This is a genomic window from Arcticibacter pallidicorallinus, assembly GCF_003002875.1.
Taxonomy (GTDB): domain Bacteria; phylum Bacteroidota; class Bacteroidia; order Sphingobacteriales; family Sphingobacteriaceae; genus Arcticibacter; species Arcticibacter pallidicorallinus.
In genome coordinates, this window is record NZ_PVTH01000003.1 from 129338 (window position 1) to 143822 (window position 14485).

Consider the following 14485-nt stretch of genomic DNA (forward strand, 5'->3'; position numbering starts at 1 on the left):
GCTCAAATGTTTCTTAACTGCTATTGAAAATTTACAAATCAGCTTGCTATGCTTCCAGCGATCATCTTGATCGACAGTTTTTTAACTTCAGCTACAACAGACGCTGCATCGTAACCACATTCTGCCCAAAGCTCATTCTGGTCGCCGTGATCAACGAAGCGATCAGGAATGCCCAGGCGTACGACAGTAGCGGAGTATCGATTGTCGGCCATGAACTCCAATACAGCAGTTCCCATACCTCCCTGAATACATCCGTCTTCAACAGTGATCACTTTTTTGAATTTGGAAAACACTTCATGCAGCATATCTTCATCGATCGGCTTTAGGAATCTCATGTCGTAATGAGCAGGATTAATACCCTCCGCTGACAGGAGATTAAGAGCCTTTGATACCTCATTTCCAATATGACCTATAGTAAGAATGGCTACGTCCACACCTTCTGCGACCTTTCTTCCTTTTCCTATTTTCAATGCTTTCATAGGAAGTTTCCAGTTTGGCATAACACCATTCCCTCTGGGGTAACGTATGGAGAATGGCCCCATACCATCCTGCTGAGCCGTGTACATCAGGTTCCTGAGTTCTTCCTCATCCATAGGAGCAGTAACGATCATGTTAGGAATACATCTCATGTATGCCAAATCGTAAGCGCCGTGGTGAGTCGCCCCGTCAGCACCGGCAAGCCCTGCCCTATCAAGGCAAAAAACCACATTGAGCTTTTGAATGGCAACGTCATGAATCACCTGATCATAGGCTCTTTGCATGAAGCTGGAATATATATTGCAAAAAGGAACCATCCCCTGCGAAGCAAGTCCTGCTGAGAAAGTCACAGCATGCTGTTCAGCGATGCCTACATCAAAAGCGCGGGCAGGCATAGCTTTCATCATGATGTTCATGGAACTGCCACTTGGCATTGCCGGAGTTACGCCCATAATCTTCGGATTTGCTTCAGCAAGCTCAACAATGGTGTGTCCGAATACGTCTTGATATTTTGGTGCCTGCGGCTTATCGCTGACCGACTTTTTGATTTCGCCGGTTATTTTATCGAATAAACCCGGGGCATGCCATTTGGTCTGATCCTTCTCCGCAAGGGCATAGCCTTTCCCTTTGACCGTTACGCAATGCAACAGTTTGGGACCGGGGATCTTGCTAAGATCCTTTATTACTTTTACAAGCTGCTTGACATCATGACCATCGACGGGGCCAAAATACCGGAAGTTAAGTGCTTCAAAAAAATTACTTTCTTTGAGAAGGGTGCCTTTTATACTCTTTTCAATCTTTTTGATAGCTTGATGAGCGTTAGGGCCGAGTTCTGAGATTTTCCCCAGAACATGGGAAATATCATCTCTAAACCTATTGTAAGGTCTGGATGTGGTTATGGTTGTAAGATATTCTTTTAATGCCCCCACATTGGGATCAATCGACATACAGTTGTCGTTCAGTATCACCAGCAGGTTGCTGTTCTCAATGCCTCCATGATTGAGCGCTTCGAAAGCAAGTCCGGCAGTCATTGCCCCGTCGCCTATCACGGCGACATGCTGGCGGTCTGTTTCGCCTTTTGCACGGGATGCAACTGCCATGCCGAGTGCAGCTGATATAGATGTAGAGGAATGGCCGACACCGAAAGTATCATATTCACTTTCACTTCTTTTGGGAAAGCCACTGATGCCATTATATAAGCGGTTGGTATGAAATCTCGATCTCCGTCCAGTTAATATCTTATGACCGTATGCCTGGTGCCCCACGTCCCAGACAAGCTGGTCGTACGGAGTATTCAAAGCATAATGAAGGGCTACAGTTAATTCAACGACGCCTAAGCTTGCTGCAAAGTGACCTCCATGGACGGAAACCACATCAATTATATACTGTCGTAATTCATGCGATAATTGCTCTAACTCAACTTCACTAAGTAGCTTTAAATCAGATGGATAGTTTATTTTATCTAATAATTCCCCAGCCTTTACTTTCATACAGTAGTAGCGTAAAAAAAAGTTTAAACGACAAAGTAACTCAATATTATTTATAAAATAATAGTTGGAACAGTTTTATTTATGATTTACAGACCGAATTAAATCTTTATTTTTGAAGCAGTTGTGATACATCAGGATACTTATGACATCAGGTTGCCGCAATTCGAGGGCCCCTTTGACCTCTTATTGTTTTTTATCGAGCGGGATGAGCTGGATATACATGAGATTGCTATAGCAAAAATCACTGACGACTTTCTGGCTTACATCCAGGAGATGACGGCACTGAACATCGAGCTTGCCAGCGAATTTATATTTATAGCTGCTACTTTGATGAGACTTAAGGCAAAAATGCTTTTACCCAGACCGGAGCAGGATGATGAGGGCAATGAGATTGATAACCGGGAAGACCTGGTGAGGAAGCTGATTGAATACAAGAAAATAAAGATGGCCTCAGAAGAGATGCGCCTTCTTGAAGATAAGCGCATGAGACTTCAAAAACGGGGAAACATAGGAGATGATCTTTTACGAATTGCCGGCGAGGCGGAACATGGTGAGGAGCTTTCTACTTTTAGTCTTTACACGCTTCTTCTAATGTATGAGAAAGTAAGAACGAGAAACAGTCAAAAAAGCGTTCAGGTCACACACACCGTTGTACAATATCCATATACTATTGAACAGCAGAAAACGGCCATCGCTGAACTGCTTCGACTAAATGCCCGGATGGACTTTTCAGACATGAAAAAACACTCCGAGAACCGGGTGCATTTCATATTTAACTTTCTGGCTGTATTGGAGATGTTGCAGCAGCAGCTCATTTCGATCCAGACAGGTATTGGGTTTAACAATTTCAGGCTGGAATCGAACAACCATCCTACACAATAGAATATACAAATCATCAAGTAAAATAATGAACAGAGACAACGTAGTTTTTAAACTCATTGAAGAAGAGCAAGAACGCCAGGAGAGTGGCATTGAACTTATTGCATCGGAGAACTTTGTCAGCAAACAGGTTATGGAAGCGGCTGGTTCTGTGCTTACAAACAAATATGCCGAAGGTTTGCCCGGAAAACGCTACTATGGTGGCTGTGAGATAGTAGATGAGATTGAAACTATTGCAATTGAGCGTGCCAAAAAGCTATTTAATGCAGAATGGGCGAACGTGCAGCCGCATTCAGGAGCTCAGGCTAACTCAGCTGTTTTCCTTGCCGTATTAAAGCCAGGAGATAAGATTTTGGGATTTGATCTTTCGCATGGAGGACACTTGACTCATGGATCGCCAGTAAATTCATCCGGAAAACTTTATACACCATTCTTTTACGGCGTAGATAAGGAGACGGGATTAATTGACTATAAGAAGCTTGAAGAAGTAGCTCTGGCAGAAAAACCAAAGCTAATCATCTGTGGTGCTTCCGCATATTCAAGGGAATGGGATTATAAGTTCATCCGCCAGGTTGCTGATAAAGTTGGAGCATTGGTACTCGCTGATATTTCCCATCCTGCAGGGCTGATCGCAAAAGGCTTGCTTGAGAATCCGCTTCCGCACTGTCACATCGTGACCACTACAACGCATAAGACCCTCAGAGGACCGCGTGGAGGTTTGATTTTACTTGGAAAAGATTTTGACAATCCTTTCGGTTTAAAGACCCCAAAGGGTGAGATCAGGAAAATGTCTTCCCTGTTGGATATGGCTGTTTTCCCCGGTACCCAGGGTGGTCCATTGGAGCATGTTATCGCAGCGAAGGCGATTGCCTTCGGGGAAGCACTTAGCGATGAGTATATGGAGTATATTAAACAGGTCAAGAAAAACGCAGAAGCAATGGCACAAGCCCTCGTATCTCGCGACTATCAGATCATCTCCGGTGGCACTGACAATCACCTGATGCTGATCGACCTGAGAAATAAGAACATTACCGGCAAAGTTGCGGAGGCCGCTTTACAGAAGGCTCATATCACCGTTAACAAAAACATGGTTCCTTTCGACGACAAGTCGCCCTTTGTCACCTCCGGTATACGGGTTGGTACAGCGGCTATTACAAGTCGCGGTGTCAAGGAAGAGCAAATGGAAGCAATCGTTGAATTGATCGATGCCGTACTGGCTGATCCTGAAAATGAGGAAAATCTAAAAAACATTAAGACTAAAGTCAAGGATATGATGGCGAATTTCCCATTATACAAATAATGCTTTGGGAAGGAGAATAATATTCTCCTTCCCTTTTACCTATAAACCTTTATCATGCTATCAACAAAAAAAGAAAAAAGCCCTTCTGCCGGACTTATCCTTGTCGTTGACGATAACGAGATAAACAGATACGTAACCAATAAAATATTAACACAGTGCGGATTTGAAGTCGATCTGGCTGAAGACGGACAGATTGCGGTCGACAAGGTTGCTACTAAGCAGTACGATCTGATTTTGATGGATCTCCATATGCCGATACTCGACGGCTTGAAAGCGACGGAAATAATCCGGTCATATAATCAAGGTGAATTTAGTGAACTTCCTATTGTAGCACTTACCTGTTCCATATCAAATAGGGATCTAGACCAGATCGGAAAAGCAGGATTGACTGACTATATACGAAAACCTTTTGTACCTGATCATTTAAAAGAAAAGGTGAGAAACCTCCTCGGCTTGCATTCAACATGTCCTGAATCTTAAAAAATTTTTCAAGAAGACATAAAAAAGAAAAAGCCGGAAACTATGGAAGTACCCGACTCTTTCATCTAAATTAACGCTCTCAGGTATTGTTACGGAAATGCGTATAGAAGGTTACAATTAATTTTAATATTTTTTATTCGGCGTAAGCAATCGCAAGAATACTGAGTTTTAAACCCGGCACCTCCAGAAGCGAAAGCGCGCAAGCTTCGAGAGTTGCTCCTGTTGTAATTACGTCATCTACCAGCAGGACGTGCTTATCTGTCAGATCCTCGAGGTTTGCCAGACGGAATACTTCGATCATATTTTCGAAGCGCTCAAACCTGCCCTTATGAGTTTGCGTAGCTGTAGACTTGAATCGATGCAAATATTTGTTGCCTAAAGGAATCTTCAGCGTCTTTGCCAGACCTTCAGCGATACACTGGCTCTGATTGTAGCCTCGCGATTTCAGCCTTGACGAATGAAGAGGCACGGGAATAACGAAATCAATCTCTGAAGCATAGTCGACTGCTTTAAGTTCCCGGCCATACATTTCGCCAAGCAGGTTACCGAGCAGCGGCCTGTTCTTATACTTGAGATGGTGAATAATATTCTGGACCTTACCCTGCTTATGGAAATACAGGTAAGCGCAAGCTTTCTGGACGGGAATGCGACCCCAGAACTGGCGTGCTACGGGGTTGTCAGCCTGAAGATGGAAGTTGCTATAAGGCAGATCATAAAGACAAGTGGTGCAGAGTTGATATTCCTGGGAAACGAGGTGATTACCACAAGCGCAGCAAAGATCAGGAAAGAACAACGATAAAAAATCCTCAGCGTACTTCTTAACCGTGCTCACCATCTCATCAACGCATTTACTTTTCTTTGATAGCTAGTTGACCACAAGCGGCATCTATGTCCTTTCCGCGACTTCTTCGTATATTGGTAATGACACCCTGCTTTCTAAGGTAATTGGCAAAAGCTTCTGTCTTGTCTTCTTCTGCGTTTTGGAAAGAGGCAAATGAAATCGGATTATATTCGATAATGTTAACTTTACAAGGCAGGTGTTTACAAAACTTGGCTAATTCTGCAGCATCTTCAAGGCCATCATTGAAGTTATCGAATAGGATATACTCGTAGGTAACAGGATTTTTTGTCTTTATGAAGTAGTATTTCAATGCCTCTGCAAGCGCTTTAAGCGTATTTTGCTCGTTAATCGGCATAATCTCGTTCCTCTTCACATCATTCGCAGCGTGAAGGGACAATGCCAGATTAAACTTTACCTGATCGTCCCCCAGTTTTTTGATCATTTTTGCGATACCCGCGGTAGAAACGGTAATCCGCTTTGGAGACATGTTAAGTCCGTCAGGCGCTGTTAACCTGTCGATCGAGCGCAAAACATTTGCATAGTTTAGCAAGGGCTCTCCCATACCCATGTACACGATATTTGAAAGGGGAATGCCATAGTTTAGCTTAGCCTGCTGATCGATTAAGACTACCTGATCATAGATTTCACCTGCATCCAGGTTTCTCTTACGTTCCATATAACCCGTTGCGCAGAATTTACACGTAAGACTGCAACCAACCTGAGAACTAACACAGGCCGTCATACGCTCAGGAGTCGGGATAAGGACACCCTCAATAATGTTATTGTCTGCTAACCTGAACGTATTTTTGATTGTTTTGTCGGAGCTATGTTGGGACTGATGAATATTAACCACATTGAGGCTAAACCTCTCGTTCAACTTTTCCCTCAAAGCTTTCGGAAGATTGGTCATTTCTTCAAAGCTTCTGGCTGACTTCATCCATAGCCATTCAGAAATCTGCTTGGCGCGGAACGCCGGCTCGCCCTCTGCAATAAGCACTTTCTTAAGATCCTCAACGGAAAGGTTCCGTATTTCTTTTTTTTCAACAATCGCGTTCACATCACAAAGTTACTTAATAATCTGAGGACCACTGTAATGATATGGTAAGGATTGCACACATTTGTGATGAAATTTTCTTAAAACGAGAACGTCCCCAATAAAATGCGTATAATTGTTTTCCAAATATTGCGATAGCTATGCCATTGATCAGCACGAAATTATACGTTTATACTGAAATATGAATACCTATTATTCCGCAGACTACATCCTACCCGCCTCCTCTTCTCCTATCAAAAATGGCTATATAGCGGTCGATGAATTTCAAGTAATTCAAGGAGTTTACACAGAATACGAGGCTGAGGTTAAGGGCATTCCGAAGGGAAAACGCCTCAAAGGCGTGATAGTACCGGGTTTTGTCAATACACATTGCCATTTGGAACTATCGTGGTTAAGAGGAAAAATTGAACGAAACAGAGGTCTGGTACCCTTTATTCAAGACGTGATCCGACTCAAACGATGTGAGCATGGAGATACTTCTGAAAGTATGTATGAGTCCGACCGGGAAATGCTTGAGAATGGAATTGTAGCAGTCGGGGACATATCCAATGCTATCGACTCAAAGCCAGTTAAGCTCAAGAGTGCAATAAAGTATCACACTTTTGTGGAAACTCTGGGATTTGATCCTAACCAGGCGAAAACGATTTTCGAGTCGGCTTGCACCTTGAAAAACGATTTCGCACCTCTTAAGGCTTCCATTGCACCTCATGCGCCATACTCAATATCTAAAGAATTGCTAAGATACATCAGTCGTGAGTGTGGTAACTCGGAGAGTCTTATGTCTATTCATAACCAGGAAAGTGAAGAGGAAAACACTCTCTTCAGATATAAGACAGGTCTTTTCCTGGACTTTTACCAAGGAATGAATATGGATACTGATTTTTTTAAGGCCCAGGCCAGAAGCTCAGTTCAGTCTATTTTTTCTCATCTCGGAAAAAAGCAAAAGATCCTGCTGGTGCATAATACTTATACGAGTTTGAAAGACATCTATTTCACGAAACGATCCGGCAGGGATATCTTTTGGTGTTTTTGTCCAAATGCAAACCTCTATATTGAAAACAGACTACCGAAAGTAGAGCTATTCCGGCAAAACGACCTGGTCATCACCCTCGGAACTGATAGCCTTGCCTCGAATGACGGGCTATGCATCTTATCCGAGCTAAAAACGCTCCACAAACATTTCCCCACTCTTCGACTGGATGAAACTATAAAATGGGCGACGCTAAACGGCGCGAAATTTTTGGACATGGACGAAGATTTTGGAAGTATCGAGGTTGGCAAAAAACCCGGCCTGAATCTAATCAGCAATGTCGAAGGATTGATGCTCACACCAGAGTCGACGGTAGAAAAACTGGTTTAGTTATTACTTTTCAATATATAAATCTTCTTTCATTTGCCTAAGTTTGCAAATGAAACATTTTACAATCACCGTATACGGTAAGGTTCAAGGTGTATCTTTCAGAGCGGCAACAAAGGCGATTGCAGATCAACTGTCCATTAAAGGGATAGTCAAAAATCAGCCAGATGGATCTGTTTATATAGAAGCAGAGGGCGATCAGTTCTCTGTCAATTACCTGCTTGACTGGTGTAAAGAGGGTCCCGATAATGCGGTCGTCGAGAAGGTGGACGTCTCTGAAGGAGAAATAAAGAACTATCTTAACTTTGAGATAGTTAAAAAACGTCGTATCTAAACCACAGGCAAGCTTGTCAAACATTAAAAAATTCGCAGGACAGACTGCTATCTATGGATTGAGTACCGTCATATCGCGGGTACTTGGTTTTCTTCTGACGCCCCTGTATGTAAAACTCTATCCGACCAAGTTATACGGTGTCTTCACCGTTATGTATGGTTGGGCCTCTATACTAAACGCCATGCTGGCCTTCGGTATGGAGACTACCTTCTTCCGGTATTTAAACAAATCAGGAAGCGACAAAGAGAAGGTTTACAGTAATACCTTTATAGTAATTTTATTTCTCGCATCAATCTTCGTGGGAATGGCGTTCCTGTTTTCAGGAAGCATCGCTCAATGGATGGTTACTGACTATACGACAAGCCTTACGGATTATGCTCAGTATATCAGGCTTTTTATTCTCATTCTCGCGGTTGATGCGCTAGCCGTCATTCCCTTTGCAAAATTGCGGGCTGAAGGAAGGCCTCTTAAATTTGGAATAATTAAAATAGCAAATATTCTCAGTTTCGTAGGACTTAACCTATTCCTTCTTTTGGCAGTACCTGCTATCATTAAGAACGACCTGATATTCGCAGACTTTTTTCAGGAGTGGTACAGACCTGGCTGGCTCGGCTATGTTTTCATTTCCAATCTCGTTGCCAGTGCTGTGACCCTGGTGCTCTTACTGCCCCAGATAATGGAGCTGAAGCTGAAAATTGACGGCCCTTTAATTTCGGATATGCTGAATTATAGCTTTCCGGTTCTGGTAGCAAATCTCTCGTTCATCATAAATGAGAACTCCGATAAGATTTTTTTAAAAGAACTGCTCCCCGAAAGCATAGCCGACCAGGAAGTGGGTATTTATGGTGCCTGTGCGAAGCTGGCAATTTTCCTCAGCATCTTTGTCCAAGCCTTCAGATTGGGAGCTGAGCCGTTCTTCTTTAGTCATGCAAAAAACAAAAATTCGGGAGATACCTATGCTACTATAATGAACTACTTCATTATAGCCATTTCGCTTATTTTTGTCGGCATAGCAGCGAATATCGAAATTCTGAAGCATTTCATCAGTGCGAAAGACCCCATTCAACGAGAACTCTACTGGTCAGGCCTCAAGATTATCCCTGTACTATTACTTGGCTATGTGAGCCTGGGCATATACATGAACCTATCCATCTGGTATAAGTTATCGGACCAGACAAGATACGGACTGTATATCTCGGGGATAGGGGCTTTAATGACCATTATTCTAAATATCATTTTCATTCCAAAGTACAGTTATGTAGCTTCTGCATGGATATCGTTTGCTGCGTATTCGACGATGATGGTTCTTTCTTATTTGCTTGGACAAAAACACTACCCAATTCCCTATAATGTAAAGAAAGCGACAGGTTACCTTCTGGCTTCCATTATCCTGGTGATCATATCCTACCATCTTTTTGACAGAAATCTCATTGCAGGTAATATCTTATTCACTTTATTTGCCCTTTCAATTCTTTATATAGAAAAAACGAACCTACGGAAGATATTATCCGGAAAATTTTAACTGATACTACACAATGAACATGAACGTTAAAGTAATAAATAAATCAAATAATGCACTTCCTGCATATGAAACGGCTCTTTCCGCAGGAATGGATATTCGGGCTTTCATTACAGAAGACATTATCCTGAAGCCTTTTCAGCGATTGCTTATTCCCAGCGGACTATTTATTGAACTTCCGAAGGGGTGCGAGGCTCAGATCCGCCCAAGAAGCGGGCTTGCACTCAAGCATGGCATTACTGTACTGAACTCTCCGGGAACTATCGATGCCGATTATCGAGGAGAGATTAAGATTCTATTGATCAATTTGTCCGACACGGATTTCCGTATTCAAAGCGGTGACCGTATAGCACAGATGATTATTGCTAAACATGAGCAGATATCATGGGAAGCTGCAGAAAGTTTAAACGAAACAAGCCGTGGCACAGGGGGCTACGGACATACAGGAATATAGTTACATGTTACGAAAAAGATTTCTTATTTCTCTCACACTTAGTTGCCTCGCCAATTCTGTCTTTGCCCAGAAGGAGAACATCAAAGACCGTAGTTTGTCAGGGGTTGACAGCATTGAAATAAGGAACACCTTTTTTTCTGGTCTTAGGGAAAAAACCTCAGGGAGAATTGACGAGGCGGAGCGTTCTTTTAAACGAACCGTAGAGCTTGACTCGCTAAACGGCGCTGCCCTTTATGAACTGAGCAATATATATAGGATCAAGCAGCAGATTGGACTGGCTGAGCAGTATGCAGTTAAAGCTGTTGCGGCAAATCCAGACAATAAGTGGTTCCTTTTACTCCTGACAGATATCTACAAGCAAACGCAAAAGCTGGACCAGCTTCCCGAAGTTTACGACCGACTTACCAAACTTGAGCCGGGTGCCGATGAGTATCTTCACGATAAGGCGAACGCATTAATACTTCTGGGTCGAACAAAAGAAGCAGAGCCGATTTATACTGAAATTGAATCAACTTTTGGACCTTCACCAAGACTGGAGACACTCAAGCAACGTCTGTTGATTAACGATCCCGATCCGGATAGAGGGATCTCAGTTCTTGAAGAGCTGATCAAGAAGAATCCGGCTGATATAAGAAACTATCTTGCGCTGACAGAATTATATCTTAAAACAGGTTTAAAGGAAAAAGCACTCAACAGACTGAAGGAAGCGAATAAGATAGAGCCGAAAAACCCTTATGTTATTCTCTTAATGGCCGATGTCTATCGCTCGGAGGGCAAAGATGCTGAAGCGTTCAAAGAGCTAAAGAAGGTTGTAGCAGATGATATGTTGGATTTTGACGTAAAAGCTCAGATCATCTTTTCCTACTTTCCGAAGATCAAAAATCCAGTCTCGTTATCTGAAGCTACCGAACTTGCGCTTCTTGCTACACGGAGACATCCGAAGGAGTCAAGGGCATTCGCTATTTATGGAGACCTGCTGGCTCAATCAAAAGATCTTAAAGGAGCGCGGGAAGCATATAAGCAGGCGTTATCAATTAGCGAAAAGGAGATCCGAATCTGGGAACAACTATTAGAGATCGAGATGTCAATGGGCGAATTCGAGAAGGTGCTGGAGGATGGTGAACAGGCATTAACACTATTCAAAGACCGCTCTTCGCTATATTTTTTCACCGGTATTGCCTACGCTCAGCTTGAAAACCACGAAAAGGCGATTGAGCGCTTTTCTCAGGCGACTAGCCTGGACACGGAAAATGCTGTCTATCAGTCGCAAGTTCAGGCCAGTCTGGGCAATTCATTAAATTCTTTAAAAAAGTATAAAGAGGCTGATGCTGCCTTTGATAAAGCGTTGACCCTTGACCCTGTAAATGCATACGCATTGAACAATTATGCCTATTATTTATCGTTAAGGAAAGAACACTTAGAAAAGGCAGCCAAGATGTCTTCGCAGGCTAATGAGTTGGACCCCGAAAATGCATCTTTCCAGGACACTTATGCATGGGTCTTATTTCAGCAAAAAAAATATGCGGACGCCCGGATATGGATTGAAAAAGCGATTAAAAACAATGCGGGCAGCGGAATTCAATTTGAGCATTTCGGAGATATTTTATTTCATCTGAAGGAAACTGACCTAGCGCTGGAAAACTGGACGAAAGCCAGAACATTAGGTGTTAAATCAGAAATATTAGATAAGAAGATAAATGAAAAAAAATACTTTGAATAAGATAGTACTTCTATGTTTAGCAGTACTATGCTTTTCTTGCAAAGCCAAAAAGGAAGCAGCAACAGTTGTAAATACAGTACCGGCTGAAGTAAGCAGTAAAGCAGAATCTATAAAAGCAATCACTGAAAATAATTTTGCATTTAAAACTCTTTCCGCGAAGGCGAAAATTGACTTCAAGCTTAATAATTCTTCCAATGGTGCAAATCTAAGCCTGAGAATACGGAAAGATGAGGTAATATGGATGTCAATTACTGCGATCGCAGGAATTGAGGTAGCCAGAGTTATGATTACCCCCGACAGCATTAAAATCTATAATCGTCTTCAAGGAGAATATCTGGCAAAGCCGTTTAACTTCATTTCTCAATATTCCAATCCAAAGATTGATTTTCAGACCCTACAAAATCTGATAATTGGTAATACTATAAAAGGTTCTGTATCGCCCGCGTCTGAAATCACCATAGGCAGCAACCAAACAGTTGTCAAGTCTTCTGAAGATGACATTGCTTACGAACTGCTTTTTAATGAATATTTTAAGCTGATTGAAAATCGCATGCAGGATATAAAAGGACAACAGCTCGTTGCAAACTATAGTGAATTTCAGGCCCTAAACGGCCGAAATCTCCCCTATTCTGTGAATCTGTTTTCGAAAGCAGGCAATAAAAACGTACGAATTAATATCAAGTACTCGAGCGTTTCTGCAAATGAACCGGTTGATTTTCCATTCAGTGTTCCCAAAAGGTTTACAGTAAAGGATTAATTAAATAGATTTGTGCACATGAGTCTTACCAAGATTTTTTTAGTCTTCGCTTTCGTTTTCGTTACTGGTTCTGTATTTGCGCAGAGCAGTGCTGAGCTCAAGCGCCGCAAGGAAGCACTTACCCGGGAAATTGAGATGCTGAGACGATCTCAGAATAAGGTGGTGAATAACAAGCGACTGTCGCTTAAGCAGATCAATGCACTGAATGCTCAGATAAGACTCAGGGAGGCTAAGATAAGTACTATTAATTCGGAAGTCAGACTGCTTGACAATCAGATTTCCGAGAATACTAACAATGTACGTTCGCTGCAAAGCCAATTGGTAAAATTAAAAAAAGAGTATGCAGCGATGATTTTGTTCGCGTTTAGAAATCAAAGTTCATATAGCAAGCTAATGTTCATATTTGCGTCCAGCGACTTTAATCAGGCTTACAAGAGACTCAAGTACCTCCAGCAGTTTGGGGATTACAGGCGTAAACAAGCAAGATATATACAGGAGACACAGAGGGAGTTGGGGCATAAAATTCAGCAACTGGATCACAACAAGAGAGAGAAAAGTTCATTGTTAGAAGACCAGGAAAAAGAGAAAATTACTCTCGGGAAAGAAAAGAGTAATCAATCGATACAGCTCAACAAACTAAGCAAAGAGGAAAAGCAGCTCCGCCAGGAGCTTACCCAAAAGCAGAGAGAATCAGCAAGATTGAACCGGGCGATACAAAATGCGATCAGTCGGGAAATTGAAGCCGAGCGTAAAAGAGCAGCGGCAGCAGCAGCAGCGGCAGCAAAAGCGGCAGCGGCGAAGGGAGACGATACCGAAGCAAAACCCGTTGCTAAGGGTTCGAAGGTCCTATCTGCTACTCCTGAGTCGGCAAAAATGACGTCTGACTTTACTGGAAATCGTGGAAGCTTGCCATGGCCAGTGGCGAACGGGACGATAGTGGAGCGATTTGGCAGACATTCAATTGGGAACGTTTCTACAGAAAATAACGGTGTAAATATTCAAACCAATGAGGGTGCCATCGTACGAGCAATCTTTGGCGGTACGGTAAGCAGTGTCATGAATATGGGCGCATCTACTGCAATTATCATCCGTCATGGAGAATATTTCACGGTCTATACTAACTTACGGTCGGTAAGCGTATCAAAAGGCCAGAAGGTGACAGTTAAACAACCGCTTGGTTCAGTCGCAACAGATCCGACAGATGGTAGCACCGAAGTACACCTCGAGATTTGGAAAGGAACTACCCCAATGAACCCGGAAGCTTGGTTAGCTAGATAACTCACAATAATTAATAAACAAATGGCGTTTATTTTTATTCTATATTTGTATAATTAATCAGGGGAAAATGTTGAATTCTATATTGTTATTCCTTAACATGGGTACGCCGGAGCTGATGTTGATTCTATTCGCAGTTTTGCTGTTATTTGGAGGCAAGAAGCTACCTGAATTAGCAAGAGGCCTTGGAAAGGGCATGAGAGAGTTCAAAGATGCCTCTGATGGTGTAAAGCGTGAGATACACCGAAATATTAACGCAGTCAATGACGACTTGAGCGTCGATCTAGATTCTAAGAAAACAACTGAATCAGAGCAGCAAACAGAAAAACCACATATAAATTCATAGTATGTTTAATACATTTTTATTAATCGGATTAGGTGCGCCAGAAATTATTCTAATTGTGGTTGCTATTCTGCTTCTTTTTGGCGGCAAAAAAATCCCGGAGCTTATGCGCGGTTTAGGGAAAGGCGTTAAAGAATTTAAAGACGCTAAAGACGGCGACGCTGATTCAGCCAGGGAAAATGAAAATAAGACTTACTAAGTTTTA

At 42.4% G+C, this 14485-nt stretch carries 15 protein-coding genes; 12 read left to right on the top strand and 3 right to left on the bottom strand.

The window, feature by feature from the left end:
- Nucleotides 1-38: 38 nt before the first annotated feature.
- Nucleotides 39-1967 carry a 1-deoxy-D-xylulose-5-phosphate synthase gene (gene dxs, locus B0I27_RS05505; RefSeq protein WP_106292229.1) on the bottom strand — a complete coding sequence of 643 codons (1929 nt, stop codon included), beginning with the start codon at nucleotides 1965-1967 and terminating at the stop codon, nucleotides 39-41.
- Nucleotides 1968-2090: 123 nt separating this feature from the next.
- Between dxs and B0I27_RS05510 the strand changes: the two genes are divergently transcribed.
- From B0I27_RS05510 to B0I27_RS05520, 3 genes are read left to right on the top strand one after another with little or no spacing between them, the layout of a single operon-like run.
- Nucleotides 2091-2849, top strand: coding sequence for a segregation and condensation protein A (locus B0I27_RS05510; protein WP_106292230.1), 759 nt, complete (start codon nucleotides 2091-2093; stop codon nucleotides 2847-2849).
- A gap of 25 nt (nucleotides 2850-2874) precedes the next feature.
- Entirely contained in the window at nucleotides 2875-4146 is a 1272-nt protein-coding gene (gene glyA / locus B0I27_RS05515) for a serine hydroxymethyltransferase (RefSeq protein WP_106292231.1), read from the top strand.
- Between the two features lie 54 nt (nucleotides 4147-4200).
- On the top strand, nucleotides 4201-4626 hold the full coding sequence (locus B0I27_RS05520; RefSeq protein WP_106292232.1) for a response regulator: 426 nt from the start codon (nucleotides 4201-4203) through the stop codon (nucleotides 4624-4626).
- 133 nt (nucleotides 4627-4759) lie between these two features.
- On the opposite strand, the gene B0I27_RS05525 is transcribed toward B0I27_RS05520, so the two are convergent.
- Together B0I27_RS05525 and rlmN are read right to left on the bottom strand one after the other, a co-directional pair.
- Complete coding sequence (locus B0I27_RS05525; RefSeq protein ID WP_106292233.1) at nucleotides 4760-5461, bottom strand: ComF family protein; 702 nt, start codon at nucleotides 5459-5461, stop codon at nucleotides 4760-4762.
- A gap of 13 nt (nucleotides 5462-5474) precedes the next feature.
- A complete protein-coding gene (rlmN, locus tag B0I27_RS05530; protein ID WP_106292234.1) occupies nucleotides 5475-6524 on the bottom strand; it encodes a dual-specificity RNA methyltransferase RlmN in 1050 nt (349 codons plus the stop codon).
- Nucleotides 6525-6702: 178 nt separating this feature from the next.
- Here rlmN and B0I27_RS05535 point away from each other — a divergent pair, with 178 nt between their 5' ends.
- From B0I27_RS05535 to B0I27_RS05575, 9 genes are all read left to right on the top strand, one after another.
- On the top strand, nucleotides 6703-7881 hold the full coding sequence (locus B0I27_RS05535; protein ID WP_106292235.1) for an amidohydrolase family protein: 1179 nt from the start codon (nucleotides 6703-6705) through the stop codon (nucleotides 7879-7881).
- A 49-nt stretch (nucleotides 7882-7930) separates the two neighbouring features.
- Nucleotides 7931-8212, top strand: a complete 282-nt coding sequence (locus tag B0I27_RS05540; protein ID WP_106292236.1) for an acylphosphatase — start codon at nucleotides 7931-7933, stop codon at nucleotides 8210-8212.
- A 13-nt stretch (nucleotides 8213-8225) separates the two neighbouring features.
- Complete coding sequence (locus B0I27_RS05545; protein ID WP_106292237.1) at nucleotides 8226-9734, top strand: oligosaccharide flippase family protein; 1509 nt, start codon at nucleotides 8226-8228, stop codon at nucleotides 9732-9734.
- Between the two features lie 19 nt (nucleotides 9735-9753).
- On the top strand, nucleotides 9754-10185 hold the full coding sequence (gene dut / locus B0I27_RS05550; protein WP_106292566.1) for a dUTP diphosphatase: 432 nt from the start codon (nucleotides 9754-9756) through the stop codon (nucleotides 10183-10185).
- A gap of 4 nt (nucleotides 10186-10189) precedes the next feature.
- The gene (locus B0I27_RS05555) at nucleotides 10190-11905 is read left to right on the top strand and encodes a tetratricopeptide repeat protein (RefSeq protein ID WP_106292238.1); all 1716 of its coding nucleotides are present in this window, start codon (nucleotides 10190-10192) and stop codon (nucleotides 11903-11905) included.
- Nucleotides 11883-12662, top strand: a complete 780-nt coding sequence (gene lolB1, locus B0I27_RS05560; RefSeq protein ID WP_106292239.1) for a lipoprotein insertase outer membrane protein LolB1 — start codon at nucleotides 11883-11885, stop codon at nucleotides 12660-12662. The genes B0I27_RS05555 and lolB1 overlap by 23 nt, the downstream gene beginning before the upstream one ends.
- An 18-nt stretch (nucleotides 12663-12680) precedes the next feature.
- Nucleotides 12681-13940 (top strand): murein hydrolase activator EnvC family protein, encoded by a 1260-nt coding sequence (locus B0I27_RS05565; protein WP_106292240.1) that lies wholly within the window; start codon nucleotides 12681-12683, stop codon nucleotides 13938-13940.
- A 67-nt stretch (nucleotides 13941-14007) separates the two neighbouring features.
- Nucleotides 14008-14283 (top strand): Sec-independent protein translocase subunit TatA/TatB, encoded by a 276-nt coding sequence (locus tag B0I27_RS05570; RefSeq protein WP_106292241.1) that lies wholly within the window; start codon nucleotides 14008-14010, stop codon nucleotides 14281-14283.
- 1 nt (nucleotide 14284) lies between these two features.
- Entirely contained in the window at nucleotides 14285-14479 is a 195-nt protein-coding gene (locus B0I27_RS05575; protein WP_106292242.1) for a Sec-independent protein translocase subunit TatA/TatB, read from the top strand.
- Nucleotides 14480-14485: the final 6 nt, after the last annotated feature.

Bases quoted from the DNA above. Each gene is read 5' to 3' on its own strand.
- dxs (WP_106292229.1), bottom strand. From the start codon at position 1,967: ATGAAAGTAAAGGCTGGGGAATTATTAGATAAAATAAACTATCCATCT.
- glyA (WP_106292231.1), top strand. From the start codon at position 2,875: ATGAACAGAGACAACGTAGTTTTTAAACTCATTGAAGAAGAGCAAGAA.
- B0I27_RS05520 (WP_106292232.1), top strand. From the start codon at position 4,201: ATGCTATCAACAAAAAAAGAAAAAAGCCCTTCTGCCGGACTTATCCTT.
- B0I27_RS05525 (WP_106292233.1), bottom strand. From the start codon at position 5,461: ATGGTGAGCACGGTTAAGAAGTACGCTGAGGATTTTTTATCGTTGTTC.
- B0I27_RS05535 (WP_106292235.1), top strand. From the start codon at position 6,703: ATGAATACCTATTATTCCGCAGACTACATCCTACCCGCCTCCTCTTCT.
- B0I27_RS05540 (WP_106292236.1), top strand. From the start codon at position 7,931: ATGAAACATTTTACAATCACCGTATACGGTAAGGTTCAAGGTGTATCT.
- dut (WP_106292566.1), top strand. From the start codon at position 9,754: ATGAACGTTAAAGTAATAAATAAATCAAATAATGCACTTCCTGCATAT.
- B0I27_RS05555 (WP_106292238.1), top strand. From the start codon at position 10,190: ATGTTACGAAAAAGATTTCTTATTTCTCTCACACTTAGTTGCCTCGCC.
- lolB1 (WP_106292239.1), top strand. From the start codon at position 11,883: ATGAAAAAAAATACTTTGAATAAGATAGTACTTCTATGTTTAGCAGTA.
- B0I27_RS05565 (WP_106292240.1), top strand. From the start codon at position 12,681: ATGAGTCTTACCAAGATTTTTTTAGTCTTCGCTTTCGTTTTCGTTACT.
- B0I27_RS05570 (WP_106292241.1), top strand. From the start codon at position 14,008: ATGTTGAATTCTATATTGTTATTCCTTAACATGGGTACGCCGGAGCTG.
- B0I27_RS05575 (WP_106292242.1), top strand. From the start codon at position 14,285: ATGTTTAATACATTTTTATTAATCGGATTAGGTGCGCCAGAAATTATT.